Origin of the sequence: Paramuribaculum intestinale (assembly GCF_003024925.1) — a bacterium.
In the GTDB taxonomy this organism is placed as follows: Bacteria; Bacteroidota; Bacteroidia; order Bacteroidales; family Muribaculaceae; genus Paramuribaculum; species Paramuribaculum intestinale.
Genome location: NZ_PUED01000009.1, coordinates 1 through 22766 on the forward strand (window position 1 = coordinate 1; position 22766 = coordinate 22766).

The 22766-nt window shown below is 57.3% G+C and carries 17 protein-coding genes; 13 read left to right on the plus strand and 4 right to left on the minus strand.

Annotation, left to right across the window (positions count from 1 at the left end; all coding sequences use genetic code 11):
- Positions 1–740, minus strand: a 740-nt coding sequence (locus tag C5O24_RS01625; RefSeq protein WP_133165430.1) for a type I restriction-modification system subunit M, incomplete at its 3' end; no start/stop codon positions are given.
- 341 nt (positions 741–1081) lie between these two features.
- Here C5O24_RS01625 and pyrH point away from each other — a divergent pair.
- Both pyrH and frr read left to right on the plus strand, forming a co-directional pair.
- Entirely contained in the window at positions 1082–1792 is a 711-nt protein-coding gene (pyrH, locus tag C5O24_RS01630; RefSeq protein WP_107036449.1) for a UMP kinase, read from the plus strand.
- Between the two features lie 29 nt (positions 1793–1821).
- The gene (gene frr / locus C5O24_RS01635; RefSeq protein WP_107036448.1) at positions 1822–2379 is read left to right on the plus strand and encodes a ribosome recycling factor; all 558 of its coding nucleotides are present in this window, start codon (positions 1822–1824) and stop codon (positions 2377–2379) included.
- Positions 2380–2477: 98 nt separating this feature from the next.
- On the opposite strand, the gene C5O24_RS01640 is transcribed toward frr, so the two are convergent.
- Positions 2478–3116 carry a DUF4294 domain-containing protein gene (locus C5O24_RS01640; RefSeq protein ID WP_107036447.1) on the minus strand — a complete coding sequence of 213 codons (639 nt, stop codon included), beginning with the start codon at positions 3114–3116 and terminating at the stop codon, positions 2478–2480.
- Between the two features lie 30 nt (positions 3117–3146).
- On the minus strand, positions 3147–4733 hold the full coding sequence (gene nadB, locus C5O24_RS01645; protein WP_107036446.1) for an L-aspartate oxidase: 1587 nt from the start codon (positions 4731–4733) through the stop codon (positions 3147–3149).
- 396 nt (positions 4734–5129) lie between these two features.
- Here nadB and nifJ point away from each other — a divergent pair, with 396 nt between their 5' ends.
- The 4 genes from nifJ (at position 5130) to C5O24_RS01665 (ending at position 11461) form a co-directional block, all read left to right on the plus strand.
- Entirely contained in the window at positions 5130–8633 is a 3504-nt protein-coding gene (gene nifJ, locus C5O24_RS01650) for a pyruvate:ferredoxin (flavodoxin) oxidoreductase (RefSeq protein ID WP_371131563.1), read from the plus strand.
- Positions 8634–8949: 316 nt separating this feature from the next.
- On the plus strand, positions 8950–10287 hold the full coding sequence (gene gldE, locus C5O24_RS01655; RefSeq protein ID WP_107036444.1) for a gliding motility-associated protein GldE: 1338 nt from the start codon (positions 8950–8952) through the stop codon (positions 10285–10287).
- Positions 10284–10886: a hypothetical protein gene (locus tag C5O24_RS01660; protein ID WP_133165431.1), complete on the plus strand. Its 603-nt coding sequence runs from the start codon at positions 10284–10286 to the stop codon at positions 10884–10886. Before gldE ends, C5O24_RS01660 begins: the two co-directional genes overlap by 4 nt.
- Positions 10871–11461: a 4'-phosphopantetheinyl transferase family protein gene (locus C5O24_RS01665; RefSeq protein ID WP_107036442.1), complete on the plus strand. Its 591-nt coding sequence runs from the start codon at positions 10871–10873 to the stop codon at positions 11459–11461. The genes C5O24_RS01660 and C5O24_RS01665 overlap by 16 nt, the downstream gene beginning before the upstream one ends.
- On the opposite strand, the gene aroB is transcribed toward C5O24_RS01665, so the two are convergent.
- Positions 11436–12578, minus strand: coding sequence for a 3-dehydroquinate synthase (gene aroB, locus C5O24_RS01670; protein ID WP_237613036.1), 1143 nt, complete (start codon positions 12576–12578; stop codon positions 11436–11438). The genes C5O24_RS01665 and aroB overlap by 26 nt on opposite strands.
- Positions 12579–12702: 124 nt before the next feature.
- On the opposite strand from aroB, the gene C5O24_RS01675 reads away from it, so the two are divergent.
- The 7 genes from C5O24_RS01675 to C5O24_RS01705 all read left to right on the plus strand — a co-directional run bounded on the left by C5O24_RS01675 (position 12703) and on the right by C5O24_RS01705 (position 22757).
- Entirely contained in the window at positions 12703–14946 is a 2244-nt protein-coding gene (locus tag C5O24_RS01675; protein WP_107681365.1) for a hypothetical protein, read from the plus strand.
- Between the two features lie 14 nt (positions 14947–14960).
- A complete protein-coding gene (locus tag C5O24_RS01680; protein WP_107036440.1) occupies positions 14961–16877 on the plus strand; it encodes a terminase large subunit in 1917 nt (638 codons plus the stop codon).
- A gap of 153 nt (positions 16878–17030) precedes the next feature.
- Positions 17031–17636: an acyltransferase gene (locus tag C5O24_RS01685; protein WP_107036464.1), complete on the plus strand. Its 606-nt coding sequence runs from the start codon at positions 17031–17033 to the stop codon at positions 17634–17636.
- Positions 17623–18927, plus strand: coding sequence for a nucleotide sugar dehydrogenase (locus C5O24_RS01690; protein WP_240604873.1), 1305 nt, complete (start codon positions 17623–17625; stop codon positions 18925–18927). Before C5O24_RS01685 ends, C5O24_RS01690 begins: the two co-directional genes overlap by 14 nt.
- Complete coding sequence (locus C5O24_RS01695) at positions 18927–20432, plus strand: lipopolysaccharide biosynthesis protein (RefSeq protein WP_107036438.1); 1506 nt, start codon at positions 18927–18929, stop codon at positions 20430–20432. The genes C5O24_RS01690 and C5O24_RS01695 overlap by 1 nt, the downstream gene beginning before the upstream one ends.
- Positions 20433–20520: 88 nt before the next feature.
- Positions 20521–21723, plus strand: coding sequence for a glycosyltransferase (locus C5O24_RS01700; RefSeq protein ID WP_237613040.1), 1203 nt, complete (start codon positions 20521–20523; stop codon positions 21721–21723).
- The gene (locus C5O24_RS01705) at positions 21720–22757 is read left to right on the plus strand and encodes a glycosyltransferase family 2 protein (RefSeq protein WP_161553755.1); all 1038 of its coding nucleotides are present in this window, start codon (positions 21720–21722) and stop codon (positions 22755–22757) included. Before C5O24_RS01700 ends, C5O24_RS01705 begins: the two co-directional genes overlap by 4 nt.
- Positions 22758–22766: the final 9 nt, after the last annotated feature.

Here is a 22766-nt window from a genome sequence, read left to right on the forward strand (position 1 = left end):
ATCTTGGCGAGTTTGTAGGTGGTCTTGGTAAACTCCTGACCATATACCGACACATTACGGCGGTTGCCGTTGTGACGTTGAACGAACTTCATTGACTGTACAAACATACCGCCCGAACCGCAGCAGGGGTCGTAGATAATGCCCTCGTATGGCTCTATCATTTCGGCAATGAGGTTGACAATGGTTTTGGGCGTATAGAATTCGCCCTTACCTTTGCCCTCCTTGATGGCAAACTTGGAAAGGAAATATTCGTAGACGCGTCCTATTATGTCGTTCTCGGTATCATTTTCGAGAATAGAATCAAATCCGTCTGCCTTGTCAATCAGTGAGCCGAGTTTTTCCGACTCGATGCCGAGCGAACTGTAATAATTATTGGGGAGAGCACCGCGAAGCGGCTTGTTCTTTTTTTCAATATCGGCGAGTGCCTTGTCTAAAATCAGGGCGATGTCCGGCTGCTTGGCGTTTTCCTTGATGTAAGACCAACGTGCGGTTTCGGGGAGATAAAACACGTTTTTAGCTCCATAGAAAGCAACGTTATCAACGAAAGCCTCCTGCCCGGCGGCAATGATTTCCTGACGGCGTTTCTCGAAGTGGAAGCCCGCATATTTCAAAAATATAAGCGAGAGGACGACGTGCTTATACTCGCTCGGCTCAATAGAGCCGCGCAGAGCGTCACATGCCTTCCATAACATCTCCTCCATAGGGAGAGCTTCTTTCTTATTTAGTGTTTTCTTTGCCATATATAATAAAACTCCGGCGGCTGTTATCTGAGGGCTGGCTGTGCCTGCAACGACTGCTTGGAAGTTCCGAATGCTTCTTTGCAAGGCAAAGCGCCACGCGATGAGGTTGTGTGGCGTGTTTTGCCAATTTTTTAAGCTGTTTCGGCCATTTTCAGATGTTTGTCGTTGCGATAAATGCAAAGTTAGCTATTTTTATGAGACTGGAGCTATTTGGGGCAGGAAAAGCGTATGGAAAAAACTCTCATCTCTATGCCGGTCAGGTCTCTTTCGAAAATGTAGATGTATGAATTGCACAATTCGGGGCAAACGACTATTTTTGCAGAAACAAAAACATATTTGAGATGAGATCCAAATACCAGCGCGTGCTGCTCAAGCTGAGCGGCGAATCACTCGCCGGAGCCAAGGGCACCGGTATCGATACGGAACGCCTCGGCCAGTATGCCGAGCAGATCAAGGAGATCGCTTCTTCGGGCGTGGAGGTGGCTATCGTGATAGGCGGTGGCAATATATTCCGCGGCCTGTCGGGCGCTACGCGTGGGTTTGACCGTGTGAAGGGTGACCAGATGGGTATGCTTGCGACGGTGATCAATTCGCTTGCCTTGAGCTCGGCTCTTGAGTCGGTTGGGCAGCCTGCGCGCGTGCTGACGGCTATCAACATGTTTCCGATCGGGGAGCATTACAGCAAGTGGAAGGCTATCGAGGCTCTGAAGCGGGGCGAGGTGGCCATCATAGCGGGAGGCACCGGCAATCCGTTCTTCACCACCGATACGGGCAGCGCTCTGCGCGGCATAGAGGTGGAAGCCGACGTGATGCTGAAAGGAACGAGAGTCGACGGCGTGTACACGGCCGATCCGGAGAAGGACTCGACGGCCACCAAGTTCAGCGAGATAAGCTATGACGAGGTGTACAACCGCGGGCTGAAGGTGATGGATCTGACGGCTACGGCCCTGTGCAAGGAGAACGGTCTGCCGATAGTGGTGTTCTGCATGGATACTCCGGGCAATCTGGCCAAGGTGATAGCCGGCGAGCCGATAGGCACGCTGGTGTACTGATCTGATAATTAATATAAAAAACGACATATATGGAACCAAACGATTTTTTAGCTCCCGCAGAGGAGAAGATGGAGCTTGCAGTGGCTTATCTTGACGAGGCTCTGGCTCATATCCGTGCCGGAAAGGCTAATCCGAAGATCATCGACGGCATACGTGTGGAGTATTACGGCAGCGCTGTGCCGGTATCGCAGGTGGCCAATGTGGCTGTGCCCGATGCGCGCACGATCACGATCACTCCGTGGGAGAAGCCGATGTTCAAGGAGATCGAGAAGGCGATCATCAACTCCGAGCTGGGCATCACGCCCGAGAACAACGGCGAGGTGATACGCCTGTCGATTCCGCCGCTGACCGAGGAGCGCCGCAAGCAGCTGGTGAAGCAGTCGAAGGCCGAGGCCGAGCAGGCCAAGGTGTCGGTGCGCAATGCCCGCCGCGATGCGATCGACGGTCTGAAAAAGGCTGTCAAGCAGGGTATGCCCGAGGATGTGGAGAAGGACGCCGAGGCGAGCGTGCAGAAGCTTCACGACAAGTATCTGAAGCGTATCGACGACGTGTTCGCGGCCAAGGAGAAGGAGATTCTCACCGTGTAAACATACTCTTAACATGAGTCAAAAGTAAACATACTCTAAAGCGCAGAAGCCGTGTGCGGCATTGTGCCGGCGTCGCGGCAAACATATATGGAGGGCGGTCAGAGCAGGCCGTCCTCTACTTTTACGGCTATGCGTTCGATGATGGCGTCCTTGCGGTCGGTGTCGGGGTTGTAGTCGCCTTTGAGGTTGACTCCGAAGAAGCGTCCGAATGTCTGCCAGAATCCGGCTCTGAATGATCCGAGGAATGCCTTGATGATGTTGTAGGAGCTTTGGTCGGTTTCGCGTCGGATGAGTTTTATGAGCAACTGTGCCTGGCTTTTGGTGAATTTCTTAAGCACGGGCTTGTATTGCTTGAAGATCTCGTCCTCCATTTTCTTGAGGTATTCCTCGCGTTCGCGCTGTGTGGGGAATGTCTCGATGTATTCGTAGGTTTCAAGCAGCGTGGCGCATATAAGTTTGGCGTAGGGCAGTGTCTTCTTTACGTCGCGCACTGTGCGCCAGTAGAATTCTTCCTCTTTCTTGTTTTTGAATTTCAGCGGCGGGAATACGGTGATCTCGTTGAGCACAATCATCTTGACGTGCTCTCCGTCGATGTCGGTCCAGTAGTAGCCTTTGTAGATATTGCGCAGTGCCGAGGGGTTTTCGACCACCGGTACGGTGACTTCTACATCGGTCTGCGCGGCAGCTGTCAGTGCGGCCGCGACAGATAGCGTGAGATATGTCAGCAGTCTGCGCATGTGGGCGGGTGTAGTAGTTTTAATAACGTTTCAGGCGCCGGTTTCGTTGTGGGGGCGGGGAGGATAGTCGATGGTGTAGTGGAGTCCCCGGGATTCCTTCCGTTCCTTGGCCTGTCGCATGATGAGGTAGCCGACGTTGATGATGTTGCGCAGTTCGCATATCGCTCTTGACACTTTCGACTGTTTGAAGAGGCGTTCGGTTTCCTCGTAGAGTATGTCGAGCCGGTTCCATGCCCGGTCGAGTCGCAGGTCGGAGCGTACGATGCCTACGTAGGTGCTCATGATCTGTCCGACCTCGCGTGCGCTCTGTGTTATGAGCACCATCTCTTCGGGGTGTGACGTGCCTTCGTCGTTCCACAGGGGCACGTCGTCGCGCAACTGGTAGCCGTGGGCGTGTTCGATGGCGTGGCGTGCGGCGGCTTCGGCGTAGACCACAGCCTCGATGAGCGAGTTGGATGCCAGCCGGTTGCCTCCGTGGAGCCCGGTGCAGGAGCATTCGCCTACGGCATAGAGCCTGCTGATGCTCGACTCGGCGTTGGTGTCGACGACGATGCCTCCGCAGAGGTAGTGGGCGGCCGGTGCTACAGGTATGTAGTCCTTGGTGATGTCGATGCCGAGGGAGAGGCATTTTGCGTAGATGTTTGGGAAGTGGTGGCGTGTTTCCCCGGGGTCTTTGTGTGTGACGTCGAGATATACGTGGTCGTGCCCTCCGGCCTTCATCTCCGAGTCGATGGCGCGGGCCACGACGTCGCGCGGCGCGAGTTCGAGCCTGGGGTCATATTTTTCCATGAACCGCTCTCCTGCGGGGTTGCGGAGTATTGCTCCGTAGCCTCGCATGGCTTCTGTGATGAGGAACGACGGCCGGTCGCCCGGATGGAACAGTGCTGTGGGGTGGAACTGTATGAACTCCATGTCGCGGACGGTGCCTTTGGCTCGATAGACCATGGCTATCCCGTCGCCGGTGGCCACAAGCGGGTTGGTGGTAGTGGTGTAGACGGCTCCGACTCCTCCTGTGGCCATGAGTGTGACGCGGGAGAGGAATGTGTCGACGGCGCCGGTGTTTTCGTCGAGCACGTAGGCTCCGTAGCATGTGATGTCGGGGGTCCGTCGTGTGACTATCTTGCCGAGATGGTGCTGTGTGATGATCTCTATGGCGAAATGGTGCTCGAAGACGTCGATGGAGTCAGACTCCCTGATGCGTCGTATGAGGCTCTGCTGTATCTCGTAGCCGGTGTTGTCGGCGTGGTGGAGTATCCGGAATTCGGAGTGTCCGCCCTCGCGGTGCAGGTCGAACGATCCGTCCTCGCGTCTGTCGAAGTCTACTCCCCACTGCAGGAGCTGGCTTATCTGGGAAGGTGCCTCGCGGACTACTTTTTCGACGGCCTTGGGGTCGCTCAGCCAGTCGCCGGCCACCATGGTGTCGTGGATATGTTTGTCGAAGTCGTCGAGCTGCAGATCGGTGACCGATGCCACTCCTCCCTGCGCGAGGGCGGTGTTGGCTTCCTCGAGGGTGCTTTTGCATATGAGCGCCACTCGTCCCGTGCGGGCCACTTTGAGTGCGAAGCTCATGCCGGCTATGCCGCTGCCGATCACCAGATAGTCGTATTTTCTAACCATTGCGATTCGTGATATAGTAGTGTGCTCCTGACGGCGTGTGCGGATGCCGTCGGTAGACGGCGCAAAGTTACAAAATTATTTCTTTCGGTGTTGAAAATGTGGCGTTTTATGTGCCGTTGACGTGCGGTGCGGGCGGGTTGTTGGCATTGTGTGAGGTTTGTTGTGAAAAATTAATGGTGATAAGGGGCTGCGGAGGGGTCTCGGGGTGTTGATTTTTCGGAAAAAAGTTGTAACTTCGCGCTGCGTAGCAAAGTGTTCTGACGGCTGCGTATATGACATTATAACTAAAACCAGACTTTCATATCCATCTAAACAAACATAGATTACAGACTTATGAGTAAGGAAAAGAAATTCTTGACTTGTGACGGTAATCAGGCAGCAGCCCACATTTCGTACATGTTTACGGAAGTGGCGGCCATTTACCCGATCACCCCGTCGTCGACGATGGCAGAATACGTTGACGAATGGGCCGCAGCCGGCCGTAAGAATATCTTCGGCGAGACGGTTCTCGTGCAGGAGATGCAGTCGGAGGGCGGTGCAGCGGGTGCGGTTCACGGCTCTCTGCAGGCAGGCGCTCTGACAACGACCTACACTGCATCGCAGGGTCTGCTGCTGATGATTCCTAACATGTACAAGATAGCCGGCGAGATGCTTCCGAGCGTGTTTCATGTATCGGCACGCACGATCGCTTCTCACGCGCTGAGCATCTTCGGCGACCATCAGGACGTGATGGCGGCCCGCCAGACCGGCTTCGCCATGCTGGCCGAGGGTTCGGTGCAGGAGGTAATGGATCTGTCGGGTGTGGCTCATCTGGCAACGATCAAGTCGCGTATACCTTTCTTGAACTTCTTCGACGGCTTCCGTACCTCGCACGAGATCCAGAAGATCGAGATGCTCGAACAGGAGGATCTCGCTCCGCTGCTCGATCGCGACGCCGTGGCCGCTTTCCGCGACCGCGCTCTCAATCCTGATGCTCCCGTTGCCCGCGGCATGGCCGAGAACGGCGACGTGTTCTTCCAGCACCGCGAGTCGTGCAACCCCATATATGAGGCTGTTCCCGAGATCGTGGAGGACTACATGAAGCAGATTTCCGCCATCACCGGCCGCGAATATCACCTCTTCAACTATTATGGCGATCCCCAGGCCGAGCGCGTGATCATCGCCATGGGTTCGGGCACACAGGCCGCTCAGGAAGCCGTAGACCATCTGATGGCCAAGGGCGAGAAGGTGGGTCTGGTGAGCGTTCATCTGTTCCGTCCGTTCTCGGCGAAGCATCTTCTCGCTGCTATCCCCGCCACCGCGAAGCGCATCGCTGTGCTCGACCGCACCAAGGAGCCGGGCGCTCCGGGCGAGCCGCTCTATCTCGACGTGTGCGAGGTGTACAAGAACCGCACCGACGCTCCGGCCATCTACGCCGGCCGTTTCGGTCTGGCGTCTAAGGACACCACTCCGGCCGACATGATCGCCGTTTACGACAATCTGGCTCTGCCGCAGCCGAAGGATCACTTCACCATCGGCATAGTCGACGACGTGAACTTCAGCTCGCTGCCCCCGGTAGCTCCTATCGTGGTGAGCGACACGATGTTCGAGGCCAAGTTCTATGGTCTGGGTGCTGACGGCACCGTGGGCGCCAACAAGAACTCGGTGAAGATCATCGGCGACAATACCAATAAATACTGTCAGGCCTACTTCGCCTACGACTCGAAGAAGTCGGGCGGCTTCACCTGCTCTCACCTGCGTTTCGGCGACGAGCCTATCCGCTCCACATATCTGGTGACCACGCCCAACTTCGTTGCTTGCCACGTTCAGGCTTATCTGCATCTGTATGATGTGACACGCGGTCTGCGCGACGGCGGCACCTTCCTGCTCAACACTATCTGGAAGGGCGAGGAGCTGGCCAAGAATCTTCCCAACAAGGTGAAGAAGTACTTTGCCGACCACAATATCACCGTATATTATATCGACGCAACCAAGATAGCTCAGGAGATCGGTCTGGGCAACCGCACCAATACGATCCTCCAGAGCGCGTTCTTCCGCATCACCGAGGTGATTCCGGTGGATCTGGCCGTAGAGCAGATGAAGAAGTTCATCGTGAAGAGCTATGGCAAGAAGGGTCAGGATGTCGTGGACAAGAACTATGCCGCCGTAGACCGTGGCGGCGAGTATGCCAAGCTCGATGTCGATCCGTCGTGGAGCAATCTTCCCGAGGATGCCGAGGTGAAGAACAACGATCCGGAATTCATCAACAAGCTCGTGCGTCCGATCAACGCACAGGACGGCGACCTGCTCAAGGTGTCGGACTTCAAGGGTATCGAGGACGGCACATGGCAGCAGTCGACCGCCCGCTATGAGAAGCGCGGCGTGGCCACTTTCGTTCCCGAATGGATCGCGGACAACTGCATACAGTGCAACAAGTGTGCTTACGTTTGTCCTCACGCTGCAATCCGTCCGTTTGTGCTCGACGAGAAGGAGATGGCCGGCGCACCTATCGCCGAGGGCGATTCACTGCCCGCTATCGGCAAGACTTTCACCGGTATGCGCTTCGTTCAGGCTGTCGATGTGCTCGACTGTCTGGGTTGCGGCAACTGTGCCGACGTATGTCCGGGCAAGAAGGGTGAGAAGGCTCTCGTGATGAAGCCTCTGGAAACCCAGATGGACGTGCAGAAGGAGTGGGATTACTGCGTGAACGAGGTAAGCTCGAAGCAGGATCTGGTGGATGTGAAGGCCAATGTGAAGAACTCTCAGTTCGCTATGCCTTACTTCGAGTTCTCTGGCGCATGCTCTGGCTGCGGCGAAACTCCTTACGTGAAGCTGATATCCCAGCTCTACGGCGATCACGAGATGGTGGCCAATGCTACCGGTTGCTCGTCGATCTACTCGGGCTCTGTGCCTTCGACTCCCTATACAGTCAACAAGCAGGGTCACGGTCCGGCATGGGGCAACTCGCTCTTCGAGGACTTCGCAGAGTTTGGCCTCGGCATGTTTATCGCCAACGAGCAGCTCCGCCGTCGCCTGACCGAGACGATGAAGGCCGCTACGGAATGTCCGTCGTGCAGCCAGGAGATCCATGACCTGGCACAGCAGTGGCTTGACTCGGCCGACGACGCTGTGGCAACACGTGCCATCGCCGACAAGCTGATACCTCTGTGCGAGGCATGCGGCTGCGACATATGCAAGACCATTCTCGATCTGAAGCACTATATCGTGAAGCGTTCGCACTGGATCATAGCCGGTGACGGTGCTTCGTACGACATCGGTTTCGGCGGTCTGGACCACGTTCTCGCCAGCGGCAAGAATATCAACGTGCTCGTTGTCGACACGGAGGTTTACTCCAACACCGGCGGTCAGGCCTCGAAGGCTACTCCGGTGGGCGCTATCGCCAAGTTTGCCGCCAGCGGCAAGCGCATCCGCAAGAAGGATCTCGGTCTGATAGCCTCGACCTACGGCTACGTGTATTGCGCACAGATAGCCATGGGCGCCGACCAGGCTCAGACTCTTAAGGCTATCCGCGAGGCTGAGGCTTACGACGGCCCGTCGCTGATCATCGCCTATGCTCCCTGTATCAACCACGGCATCAAGGCCGGCATGGGTCACTCGCAGCTGGAGGAACAGAAGGCTGTGGAGTGTGGCTACTGGCACCTGTGGCGTTACAATCCCGCTCTCGAGGAGTCGGGTCAGAACCCCTTCACTCTCGACAGCAAGACTCCCGACTGGGACAAGTTCGAGGACTTCCTCAAAGGCGAGGTGCGCTATGCTTCGCTTGCCAAGCAGTATCCTGCTGAGGCTTCCGAGCTGTTCTCGGCCGCGAAGGCCAATGCCCAGTGGCGCTACAACAACTATCGCCGTCTGGCCCAGCAGCAGTGGGGCGTCGATCCTGAGGTAGGCAACCTGCCCAAGTGAATGAGACTGCCGTCCGTCAGCACTGACGGACAGTAGTTCCCGATAAAACGGTGTGCCATATATCCTGCATCAGCGGGATGTATGGCACGCTTCGTTTTATGTGCGGTTGATCGGTTTTTGATACGTTCGTGATTGTTGTTGTGGTGCGGGTTGATCGGTTTTTTATCGGTTTAAGGGGCGGATTTGGTGGGAAGCGGGAAAATTCCTACCTTTGCGGTGTGTTGGCGGCAGACTGGGGCAACAGCCCGTCGCCGCGATGCAACACTTTGAAGTAAAACCAATTTAATCAGTCTTGGATATAGATCCTTTACCAGCTATGGCCGACACGCTCGGAGCGGTATTGTCGGCCTTGCAGCTCAATTTTCCGGCCAATTTTGGCCTTGACCAGATGGCGGCCCTTGTGGTGGCCTTGTGTGCTCTGATGATCTCCGGCTTCGTGTCGGGCAGTGAAATAGCGTTTTTCTCGCTGACTCCCCAGCAGTGCGACGAGCTTGACGAGACTCCCCGCGGACAGAATGTGCTGGCTATGATAGGTAAGCCCGAGCGGCTGTTGGCTACAATACTGATCGCCAACAATCTGGTCAATGTGACCATAGTGATATTGTGTAATTACGCGCTTGGTCCTGTTTTCCAGGGCATGGCCGCATGGATGAGTTTTCTGCTTCAGACGGTCATCCTGACGTTCCTGATATTGCTTTTCGGGGAGATACTGCCCAAACTGATAGCCAATTCCGACAATATGCGCTGGATACGTTTCGCTCTCGGCGGTGTGAAGCTTATGATGGCGGTATTCAGTCCTATATCATCGCTGCTCGTAAGGGGGTCGACGATCGTCAACCGTGTGGTGGTGAAAAAGGAGAGCGACGTGACTGCCGAGGAATTGTCTCAGGCTCTTGAGATAACCGATGTGAGCGCGGGCGACGAGAAGGAGATGCTCGAGGGTATCCTGAGGTTTGGCGACAAGACGGCCAACGAGGTGATGACTCCGCGTGTCGACATGACGTGTGTGGATCTGTCGTCGGATTTCGACGAGGTGATGTCGACGGTGGTGGAGTCGGGTTATTCGCGTCTGCCGGCGTGCGATGGTTCGCAGGACGACATCAAGGGAGTGTTGTATTCGCGCGACCTGTTGCCTTACATAGGCAAGGATGCTGCGGATTTTGACTGGCGGACTCTGCTCCGTGAGCCGTATTTTGTGCCCGAGGCTCGTTCGATCGACGATCTGCTGGAGGATTTCCGGCGCCGTCATATACACATGGCGATCGTGATAGACGAATTCGGAGGCACTCAGGGACTCGTGACCCTGGAGGATGTGCTTGAGGAGATCGTGGGTGATATCAACGACGAGTATGACGAGGATGAGAAGACCTATCGCCGCCTGCCTGACGACACGTTTATTTTCGAAGGAAAGACTCTGCTTGATGACTTCTTCCGTGTGACGGATCTCAACGAGGCGGATTACTCCGATGTGACGGCCGACTGCGAAACTCTGGCGGGTATGCTTCTTGCGATAAAGGGCGATTTTCCGAAGGAGAAGGAGCCGATGGTCTATGGCCGCTGCCGTTTTCTGGTGCTGGAGATCAACGGTCACCGTATCGTCAACGTGAGGGTGAAGGTGATGCCCGAAGATGTGGAGCCGAAGGGTGAGGCATGATCAGATTGACGGCAGTTGTGGCTATGGCTGCTGTGGCGTCGGGCGTAGTGTCGTGTGGCCGCAGCGATGGCGAGCGTATCGCCACGCCTCGTCCGCGGGCATATCCACGTATTGAAGTCGCTGAGTCAGACTACCGCCGTGGCGACTCTTTGCCGTCGGGCTTCGCTGTCAGCAGCCGTGCCGAGGCAGTGCTGGGCGGCAGCGGCGATAACCGTTGGCTTACGATCGTATATCCTGATTATGGTGGCGCGAGGCTGCATCTGACCTTCACGGTGTCGGACGATCCCGACGCTGTGTCGGCGAACCGCATTGAGCGGATCGCTCTAAACGCGGGTCAGGCGAGTCTGTCGGCAAGTGATACAACAGTGGGAGGGGGAATGGCAAGCATAACGTTTTTCAGATGCGACGAGCCTTCGGTGACGCCGCTTCAGATGATAGCGCGCTGCGGCACGCTGACGGTAAGCGGCGCGCTGACCGGATTGGACAGCGAAGCATCACCCGACAGTCTCGGGCCGTTGCTTGACGCGATAGAGCGCGATTTTGCGGCCGGAATGGACTCGACAGCAATTCACAGCAGTGTCTTATGGAGGGGGAGATAAAGCGATTTGGGATTGATGGCGCGGAGGTGTGCATGACCAGCATCGCCGGACGTGGCAGGGGGGCGGAGCGCGAGGCTACGCAGCGGCTTGTGGAGGCAATGTTTGGCTCCGGCACTGTGTTAGGTCATACGGCTTGCGGCGCTCCGAAGGTTGAGGGGTATGGTGATGGCCGGGTGTCGGTGAGTCATGGCGCGGGGTGTGCCGTGGTGGCGTTGTGCGGCCATGGCGTGCGGTTAGGTGTCGATGCGGAGTCGGCGCGCGAGCAGCTGCGGCGTGTGACGGGGCGGATACTCACTGCCGCCGAGCGCAAGGTGCTGCCGCTGCCTGAACAGTGCGATATAAGGCTGCTGCAACGGATCTGGACGGCAAAGGAGGCAGTCTACAAGCTGACGCCCGAGAATGGCCGGATGACGCTCGGGGAGATTGATGTGCTTCGGGCTGAGGATCTGGACGCGTGGCGGCGGGGAGACAGCATAGTGTCACGCGGCGGGGCGAGGGTGAGCTTTGTGGAGCTTGAGGGGGATGGGCTGTTGGCTGTCGCAACGATGGTCAGCAGCCGAGAAGGTCGCGGGTGATATCGAGCGCAGCCGTGATCTCTTGAGGTGTGGCGGTGGAGTCGAGCCGGATGTCGCCCGGGGCTGCAAGCAGTGTGAAGTTGATTGTCTCCGGATCGATGTTTTTTTTGTCGTGGCGCATGAGCTGGATCAGCGTGTCGTAGTCGTCGCAGGTGAATTCCGGTGCGCCATAGCGTGATTTTACGAACGCGGCCACCGAGTGGAGCCGTTCCGAGGGGAATCCGTGTTTCATGTGGGAGAGCACCAGGTCGGCGACAAGTCCGCGCGCCACCGCATAGCCGTGGGCGAGATGACTGCCTGTCTTAAGGGCGAGTCCTTCCATGGCGTGGGCCATGGTGTGTCCGAGGTTGAGAGCCTTGCGGAGTCCGTGCTCGTGGGGGTCGGCCTCAACCACGCGTTGCTTTACCGCCACGCTTTTTTTGAGCAGTTGGAGCAGTTCCTTGGGCTCGTCGCAGTTTTCGATAGGGAAATCGAGGAGCATGTCGACGGCCTCTTCGGAGTCGAGTAGCCCGTGTTTGAGCATTTCGGCGTAGCCCGAAAGGAGTTCCTCGCGCGGCAGCGAGCCGAAGAAGCATGTGGAGATGATGACGGCCACTGCCTCGCGGAATACGCCGATTTCGTTTTTGAGTCCTTCGAAGTTGATGCCGGTCTTTCCTCCTACGGACGCGTCGACAGCCGCGAGAAGTGTGGTGGGGATGTTGATGAATTTCACTCCGCGCTTGAATGTGGCGGCCGCGAATCCTCCCATGTCGGTGACGACTCCTCCTCCGAGATTGATGATCAGAGAGCTGCGGGAGCATCCTCCGGCCACGAGCCGGCTCCATATCTCCGAAAGGGTGCGGAGGTTTTTGGCTTCGTCGCCCGGCTCGCACTCTATGACGCATGCCCGGGCTACTGCCGGCGATTGCTCTGCGAGAGACGGGAGCACTTCGCGGCGCACGTTGGTGTCGGTGATTATAAACAGTCCGTTGGGTTTGGCTTCGTCGACTATGGCTTCGACTGCGGCGGCGACTTCGTTGTTGAATACAAGTATCTGGCTCATGCGGTGGTTTATTGCTGTGAGGGTTTTGAAATGCTGTCCGGCAAATATAGCGATAATGTCGGAGACGGCCATCATAGGCGTGTGTTAAGCTCGTATAAAAATGCTTATCAGCAGGTGTGCGGGGCGATAAACGCGCGCAGCGATGCGGTGGGTCGGGTGGTAATTTTGCAACCGGAAAGTAAACGCAAAATACGACAGGATGAGCACAAAGAGATTGCAGAGGGTGAAGGTATCGGCTACCGGAGTGGAGCGTGGAGGCGGCAGAGTGAAGCAGTGCGTGAATCTGGTGAGGCTCCGCGGCGCATTGACGCCAATGACGCCGATACCATCGGCCGACGATGACAGCAACGGCGGCAAGCCGTCGGGCGGAAGTGAGACATACGAGCGCCGCACGGCGGTGTATGCTCCGGTGAGGCTGGTGGCCAGGGTGGCGGGACGGATGCAGCGTCAGACCTCGGCTTTCACTCCCTCGGAGGGGGATCCGGGGAGGCGTCAGGGTATGGGCGACAAGGATGTGGCGTCGCTGTCGGATATGCTTGGCACGGCCTATTGCGGTCTGGTGGCGGAGGCTGCCGAGAACGGCATGATGCTCCAGCCGGTGGCTTGCGGCTACAGGCTTATCGGTGCTGACGGGTCGGTGCTGTATGAATCGGGCGTAGGATTTGTGGGTGCGAGGGAGGGCGCGCAGCTGTGCGGCGTTTTTTGTCCGGGGCTGACGCGTCGCAGCCCGACGGATTTCACGATCGCTGATTTCGCGATGGAGGCTGAGGCGTATGCTCTGGAGGCGGAGATACCGGCTTACGGCGCTGACAGCGGAGTGGCCGAGGTGGAGATATACGTGGGCGAACAGCTTCATCCGGTGGATCCCGACGGCCTCTCCGAGGTGAGGATAGATGGCGCGGAGGGGAACAATCCCACGGTGAGGCTCGCTCTTCCGGGAGCTACAACCGCGCTGACCCCTAACCTGCGGAGTCTGACGTCAAAGGCCATGATGCTGTCGGGTTGCGGCATGGGGTGGATGCGTGTGGCGGCACGGATCAAGGCCGGTGAGGCGAGGGTGGTGAGAGTGGGCGATGCGGCCCGCGGCGATGTGGCCGTCAGCCGTAGGCTTAGCGACAGAGTGGCAGTGCAGGCCGAAGAGGCGGCAAAGCATACGCTGACAGCTGAGGAGCGGCTTCTGTCGGCGGTCGGCACTCCATGCGGTTTCAGGGCTGAACGGTGTGTGAGGTCGGGTGATACGGCAGTGATGAGCGGCATCACGACCGTGCGATTCGAGGGAGTTTCGCCGCTTGAGATGGTGGTGGCCGGCGAGGGTGACGATCTGATAGAGCTGCGTGCGAGGGTGACGGGGCGCGATGGCGCGGAGGTGGTGCGCGAGGCTGTGATGAGGGGTGACTTCAGTACGATAGCGCGCAGTGTGGTGGTGGGGTATCCGTCGGGCGATATGTCGGAACTGCATATAGAGGCAGTGTGCGGGGGTGTGAGCAAGCATTTTGATGCTATGCTTGTGCCGTCGGCCGATATGAGCCGGTCGCTGCATGTCACCGCAGGGCTTGCCGCCGCAGCCCCGGAGAGGATAGAGGAGGTGAGAGGAGAGGGAGAGAGAGGAGAGGATGGGAGAGAACATGAGGAGAAAGAACATATGGATGACAGCGAGGAGAGAGGCAGCGGGGCGGCGCGAGGGAGGGAGCGGCGTGTCGGCAATGCTCTCGTGGCGGTGGCGGGCGACAGGATCGCGGCGTGTCTGTTAGGCGCAGGTGTGGAAGTGGCCGACATGGCGCTCGCCGACAGAAGCCGCACTACGTGGGACTCGTCGAGATGTCACCTGTATGCGACGGCTTCTGACGGCATCTACGGTGTGAGCGTGGATATGGCTTCGGAGCGCATCGCGGCCACAAGTCTGTCGGGAGTGCGGGTGACGGGGTCGCTGATCCCGGCCCGTGAAGGGTATTATGCCGCTACCGGGAGCGGAGTGGTGGCGATAGCGGGCGGATGTGTGAAGGCGATCGGTGGCGGCCGATGGATGTCGGCCCGGATAGACCCGTCAAGCGGATTGCCGCTGATGACCGACGTGTCGGGACGCAGCTTCCTTGTCGATGACGACGGCACGGAGTATATGGCCGACCCGGCGCGACAGGGCGAGGCTGAATGGCGGGCCGGAGTGGAGCTCGAAGAGGGGGAGCGGGTGTGTGGAGCGGAATTGCGGCTGAGAGCCTCGTCGTTTGACGGCGTGGTGGAGATCGCTGCCGGAGGTCGCCGCCGGATGCAGACGGTCAGCCGGTGGAGGATACGCGGGCCGATCCGCGGTGTGTTGAGGCTGAAGGGTGTGGTGTGTCCGTCGCGGCCATACGTAGAGCTGAGGCTGAAAGGGCGCGTGTCGGCCGACATGAGGCTTCGTTCGGCGACAGTGGATGTAGTTGCGGGTGGAGGGAAATGTGTGTAAAGCGATTGTAAGGCATGATTACAGACGAAGAAAAGGATACGATATTCTCAGATCCGGTGGCTTTGGTGGCCGAAAACGAGCGCCGCAAGGCCGCCTGCAGCGGAGCGTATGATCCGGAGAGCGGCGAAGGCTGCTGCGGCGAGAGGGTGGAGCTGAAACGCTGTTTCAGACGGTGGCTGGTGCCGGTGGAGATGATGTCTGATCCACGGATCAAATCGTGTCGCCGTGTGGTCGAGATCGAGAGGCTGCGGGCTGAGTATGATTTCGAGTTCTGGGCGTGGCGGTGTGTGGAGATCTCCGACAAGCAGACCGGCCGGATGATGCGGATGAAGCTCAACCGCCCGCAACGCAAACTGCTCGGTGTGATGGAGGGACAGCGGCGTGGCGGAATGCCTGTGAGAGTGATACTGCTTAAGTCGCGCCAATGGGGCGGAAGCACCCTGACGCAGATCTACTACGCATGGCTTCAGACGGTAGTGGCCGAGGGGCTGAATTCGCTGATATGCGCCCAGGTGCTGAACACGTCGGGGACAATACGGAGGATGTATGACCGGCTGCTGCGCAATTATCCCCGTGAACTGTGTGATGACGAAGAGCAGTGGCGCAGGCTGAAAAAGGGTCTTGTGCCGAGCGGCGACGGCAGCAGCAGCCGGATCGTGAGCGGGCGCAGGGCTACGGTGACCGTAGGCTCGTCGTTCGGCCAGGACGCGGTGAGGGGTCTTGACATAAGGCTCGCTCATCTGAGCGAGGTGGCTTTCTGGCGTGACACCGATCTTATGAAGCCGGCCGATTTCGTGAGAGCCATCTGTTCGGGCATAGCCCTGCAGCCGCTTACGGCGGTGGTGATCGAAAGCACTGCCAACGGCGTGGGCAATTACTTCCACAAGGAGTGGCTTCGTGCGAAGGATGGGAGCAGCGACAAGGCGGCCGTGTTTGTAGGCTGGCATGAGATCGAGGAGAATGTGGCTGATGCGGGCGACGTGGGTCAGATCGTCAGTCAGATGGATGAATATGAGCGCAATCTGTGGCGGCGCGGTCTGACTCTCGAACAGATCAGATGGTATCAGCTCAAGCGGCGTGAAGCTCCTGATCATTCGAAAGTGATGGCGGAGTATCCGACCGACGACACCGAAGCGTTTATCAACAGCGGTTTCGGAGTGTTTGCTCCCGATCTGGTGGAGCGTATGCGCTCGACGTGTCATGATCCGGTGGCTGTGGGCGAGGTCGGCGGCATGGCTCTGACAGGACCGGACGCCCTCCGCGGGGTGAAGTTCGCGGCCGACGCCAAAGGGTGCCTGAAGGTGTGGGAGTGGCCTGCGCGCGAGCGACATAACAGCGACCGTTATGTGGTGACGGTGGACATAGGCGGTCGCAGTGCCGGTGCGGACTGGTCGGTGATAGCGGTGATGGACCGCGGCGAGGCCGACGGAAGCGGACCGATGCGGATAGCCGCCCAGTGGCGCGGCCATATCGACCACGATCTTCTCGGGTGGAAGGCTGCCGCGATAGCCGCCTATTACAACGAGGCTCTGCTGGTGGTGGAGAGCAACACTCTCGAGACAGAGCGTGCCGGATCGTCGACCTACATTCTCGAGCAGCTCAGCGAATGTTACGGCCATCTGTATGCCCGCACTCTGCGCGACACCTTCAATCCTCAGCGGGAGCGGCGACTGGGATTCCATACCAACCGTCAGACCAAAGGACTGGTGGTGGAGAGTCTGATAAGAGCTGTCAGGGAGCATGAGTATCTTGAGCGCGACAATATGGCCTGCGACGAGATGATGACCTACACGCAGCTTCCGGGCGGCGGGTATGCCGCGCGCGACGGCTGTCACGACGACGTGGTGATGACCCGCGGCATGGCAGTGTATGTGGCCTCGACGGTGAGACGCAGTCCGGAGGCGAGCTGCAGCTACTTCCGGGGGCGGTGACTCCGCCGGCGGGCGGTGAAGCTGTAGCCGAAGCGTGACGGATGTCGGCCGTGGCTTTGGGTATTGGAGAATTATTGTTACTTTTGTGCGTTTTGAATTCTTGAGCGGAGACAAGGACTCCGGTAATAAGCAATCGCCTAACAAATGTCAGACATGCCAGGACAGACTTCTGAAACGTACATAGACAGCACCTCGATAGTAGATGACGGCGCCGTGATAGGACACGGTTGCCGTATCTGGCATTTCTGCCATGTGATGGGCGGCGCGACAATCGGCGACGGCTGCACTCTTGGGCAGAATGTCATGATAGCCGACGGCGTCAGCCTGGGACGCAATGTGAAGGTGCAGAACAATGTGTCGGTGTACTCGGGCGTGACGGTGGAAGATAATGTGTTTCTCGGGCCGTCGTGCGTGTTTACCAACGTGCGCAATCCGCGGAGCGAGATATGCCGCCGCGGCCAGTATGAGCGGACTTTAGTGAGAGAGGGCGCCACGATAGGGGGGAACGCCACGATAAGGTGTGGTGTGACGATCGGGCGGTATGGCTTTGTGGGGGCAGGCAGTGTAGTTACTGCCGATGTTCCCGACTATGCCGTGGTGACCGGCGTTCCGGCGCGGCATTCCGGCTGGATGAGCCGATATGGCGCGTTGCTTGAGTTTGATTCCACGGGCATGGCTGTCTGCCCAGAATCGGGGATCATATATCGTAATGAAAACGGAACTGTTTATGAGGAATCGGATGGCAATGGGGATATATGACCGACTTTGCTCGCGTCAGACCTCTGTAGGAGTAGTTGGTCTGGGATATGTGGGCATGCCGCTTGCATTGGAGATGGCCAAGCACTTCAATGTAGTGGGTTTTGATTTGGTAAAAAAGGTATGCAATTGTAGTTCAACGGATTACCCCCCCCCATTGAACAATGACGGAAGCGGGGCGCAGTATGGCGGCAGGCCTGTAATAGCGGGCTGTATCGACGATCTTGCAGATGCGTCGTTCTATATAGTGGCTGTAGGCACGCCGGTCAATGACAGCCACACGCCTGATATCAGCCAGTTGCTGGCGGCCACGGAGTCGGTGGGCGGCATTCTGAAGCGTGGCGATTATGTGGTGTATGAATCGACGGTATTTCCCGGATGCACCGAGCGGGAGTGTGTGCCGCTTCTCGAAAGGATCTCAGGTCTTGAGTGTGGCCTGGATTTCAAAGTGGGTTATTCGCCGGAGCGGATCAATCCGGGCGATCTGGCGCATGATCTGACAAATACTCCTAAAATCATATCGGGGTGCGATGAGGAGGCTGCTGAGGAGATAGCCCGTGTGTATGGCCGTGTGGTCAGTGCGCCCCTTAGCTGGGCGTCGGACATACGGGCGGCCGAATCGGCGAAGCTTCTGGAAAACATACAACGGTGTGTCAATATCGCACTGATCAACGAGATGTCGATGACGCTCGGACGTATGGGGATCGACGTGTCGGAGGTGGTGAGGCTTGCTTCGTCGAAGTGGAATTTTACAGCCTACAGTCCCGGACTGGTAGGCGGCCACTGCATACCGGTAGATCCTTACTATATGATTTCGGAGGCAGCCCGCCGGGGAATTGATATGCCTCTGACCAGGCTCGGCTGCTCTGTCAACGAAAGCATGGCCGGATATGTGGCCGATGAGGTGTTGCGTCGGATCTCCGGCTCTGTCGGGAGGGAGGGGCGACGGCCTCGTGTGCTGGTGCTTGGTGTGGCTTATAAGCCGGATTCCGACGATATACGCAGCAGCGGTGCGGCGGCGCTTAGGGAGTGTCTGTCGGAGCGCGGAGCGGAGTGTGATGTGGTCGACGAGATGGTCGACGGCGAGTCTGTGAAGCGGATGTATGGCTTTGAGCTATCGAGCTGTCCGTCGGGGGTGTATGATGCGGTTGTGATCGCTGTGGCGCATGAATGCTATAGGGGTCTGGAGGATGAGTGGTTCGCCCGCGTCACGACCGGACCGGAGGCTCTGCTCGCTGATCTTGGCGGCACCTACAAGGGACGTATTTCCAATCTCAGATACTGGACTCTCTGATGCGGAGCCGGCTGTCGACATATTTCGGCGGATTGCGCGGAGGTCGTGCGGGTGAAGCCGCGTGGGTGGGCGTGTCGAAGGGTGTGTCGATGTGTCTGTCGCTTTTCATTGCCATGGCCCTCAGCCGACTGATGACTCCTGATGACTACGGGACGTATCTTCAGCTATTGTATGTCTACGGCACTCTGCTGGTTGTGTTCTCGCTGGGTCTGCCCGGCTGTTATTCTTATTTTTTGGCGAGGGTGAAGTCGGCCGGCGAGGGGCGTGGGGTGGTGACGAAGCTGACGCGGCTGTGTGTGGGAATGGGAGGGGTGTTTGCCCTGTCGCTGTTTCTGCTGTCCGATCAGCTCGCCTCGTTGCTCGGCAATGCCGCTTTGGGGCCGGGTCTCCGGGTGTTTTCGGTGGTGCCGTTGGCCATGATGCCGGCAGTGGGTGTTGAGGGTATTATGGTGACTTGCCGGCGGAGCCGTCAGCTGGCGTGCTATGTGTGCCTGAGCCGTCTGGCGACGCTGCTGTGCGTGGTAGTGACGGCGTGGGCGTCGGGGGGCGATACGGGCTGCGTGACGGTGGCTTTTGTGGCAGCGTCGGTGGTGTCAGGCGCCGTCGGCCTGTGGCTGTCCTACAGCCCTTTCAGAGGGGTGACGGCTGTAGCCGGCGGATTGTCATACGGCGAGGTTATGCGGTTTGCTATGCCGGTGTTCTATGCCGGGATCTATAGCTTCATAATCTCTTCGTCGAGCCAGTTTTTTGTCAGCCGCTATTTCGGTGCAGGCGATTTCGCAGTGTTTTCCAATGGATTTCGTGAGATGCCGCTGGCGGTGATCGTCACGTCGGCAGTCGGTTCGGTGCTGTTGCCGGAGTTGTCGAGGCTTGCGCTGACTGATAGAGATGAGTGTATCGGTGTGTGGTGCCGGTCGGTATATAAGTCGGCGTCGGTGGTGTGGCCTGTCGCGGTGTTCTGCATAGTTTATGCGCCGGAGATCATGGTGACTCTTTTTGGCGAGGGCTATCGTTGCGGCTCGGTATTGTTTCGCCTGGCGTCGCTGATATGTCTGGTGTGGATAGTCCCTTTCTTTCCGCTTATGACAGCCCTCGGATTATCGCGCAATTTTGCCAAAGTGCATTTGATGACGGCCATTCTGCTTGTGGCGTTGGATTGTTTGGCCGTGAGTTTTTTCCCTTCGTTGACGATGATAGCAGCGATAGCGGTGACGACGCGTCTGGGAGGTATTTTGCTGCTGTTCCGCTCTGTGAGCCGCCATACGGAGGCGGCTCTGTGGCGCCGGCTTCCGCTACGGGATCTGGCGCGCTTGCTTGTGGCGTCGGGTACTTCGTGCGTAGCGGGCAAGGGGCTGATAGCGATAACTGGTATCACTGACGCTCCGACGGCGCTCGTGGCTGCATTGGCAGTGGCGGTGATGATGTATATGGTCGTCGGGCGTTGGCTCGGACTCGAATTTCGGCCGTTACGTGGCGGTGAGGTTCCGGATAATAAAATAGTGTGATAAACAGCTAATTTTTACGAGTTGCTTGATGAGGATACTGATAATTACAAATGTGTTTCATCCGTCCAATATGATCGGTGCGTTCAGAATGAATGCTTTCGCCCGGTATTTCAGCCGGGCCGGGCACGATGTGACTGTCATTGCAGAGGGGGCGGAGGATGTGAACGAGTCATGGGAGGGGTGTGATGTACGATATGTGAGTGATCCGATTGTCAGGAATTACAGCTATCTGTCCAGCCGCATTTATGATGGGCGATGGAGCATGCGGCGTGCGGTGAAAGCTTTGGAATACAGGCTGACCTTGAATTCTTCGCTATGGTGCAGGAAGGCTATAGCTGCGTCGCGTCGGGTCATGGCCGGCGGGAGGATTGATGCCGTTCTTTCGACGAGTGGTCACGACATGGTGTCGCACAGGTGTGCCTTGAAGTTAAAGCGGGAGTTTCCGGAGGTGTACTGGATTGCCGATATGCGCGATGAGTTACGGGTGCCAAGACTCAAATACGCTATTCCGTTATTGCATCGGTTGTCGTTGCGTCGATTGAAAAAAGCGATGAAAATGACGTTGGATATGTCGGATCTGATATTGTCGGTGTCAAAGCCGATAGTTGATGATCTGAGGCGCGCCTCGTCGCATGGACGCGTGCTTGAGATATGCAACGGATATGATTATCCGGAAGTGTACGACTGCTGCTTTCAAGATCGGTTTACGATGATGTATCTTGGCAGATTCTATCCGGGCATTCATCCCGACAATCTGTTTGGCGCATATGTCGAGCTGATCGATGAGGGACGTCTGCCGGCCGACTGTGTGATAAAGATCGTAGGCAATCCGTTGAAGATAGATATTCCTGATGCCTTAAGATCGAATGTGGTGGAACTGCCGATTGTGGATCATGACGAGGCGGTACGCATGTCGATAGAGGAATGCGACGCGTTGCTGATGATCTATAGCCGCCGCGCCGGGCGCAAGGGGGTGTATTCGGGCAAGCTTCTTGACTATCTTGCTACCAACAAGCCGATCCTGGCGATCAGTGATCCCGGCGATGTGGTGGGCGATCTTATGCGTGACACAGGCGCCGGGTATGCCGTGGACGAGGATGATATTCCGGCGATAAAGAGTGCTGTGATGAAGTGTTATGATCTGTGGCTCAACAGGCGGACCATGCCGCGTGACTGGGACAGGATAAAAGAGTTCCGCCGCAGCCGTCAGGTTGGCAAGCTTCTTGATTATCTTGCCGGCAATATGACGGACGGAAGCGGACAGTGTGGCAATAAATGTGTGGGTGTATGAGTGTCAAGGTGTCGGTAATAGTAGCGGTGTATAATACGTCGGCATATCTGCGGCAGTGTCTTGACTCGATCGAGGCTCAGACATTCCGGGATATGGAGTGCGTGATTGTGGATGACGGATCGACTGACGGAAGCGGAGAGATATGCGACGAATATGCGGCCCGTAATCCGCATTTCAAGGTGCTGCATCAGCCTAATGCGGGGGTAGCGGCAGCGCGTCAGGCGGGTCTGGACATGGCGCGTGGGGAGTATGTGATAGTATGCGACGGCGACGACTGGGTAGAGCCGGAGATGTATGAGACCCTCTATGAGGCTGCATCCAGCTCCGGAGTGGATATAGCCATCTGCGGCTTCTGGCGGAATTATCGGAGTGGAGCAAGCATGAAAGTGGTATTCGGCAAGGGCAACCGTGCGCGGCGCGACCGTGAAGGCTTCATGCGTGAACATGTGGGTATGATGTGGAACAAACTGGTACGAAGGAGTCTGTTCTATGACAACGGCTTGCATTACGAACCCGGAATCGACATGGGCGAGGATCTGCTGATGAACTACAAGATGGTAAAGGCTGATCCGATGTGGATTACTGTACCTGTGGCGCTTTACCATTACAGACAACGCATAGGCGAAACGAGCTATACGAATGCCGTAAAATCCGAATATATAGAACAAAGACGCCTGATACATATATGGATGCTCGAAAATTTCAGCGAAAAGGAGTATTCGCGTCATTTGCTGCGCGACGCGATCCATACGGTGTGTCTGTCGGCACAGTCGGTCAGTCCCGACAAAGAGTTTATAGCGGTTTTCGCGGGCGAGTATATCAAATGGAGAGATATTTTCAAGCATGTGGCGGACAAGCGTGTGTGTCGGTACGGAATCATAAAGCCGCTGTCGATACCGCATCAGATATTGCTTATAAAGGCTTATCTCTGCTGGCGGACGGTGTCGGTGGGATTGTGCCACAGGCTGAGAGAGTTTATGAAGCGTAAGCGGAGCGGTAGGGTGATGAAGCATCATCAGAATAGTATAATGTAAATGAAAAGT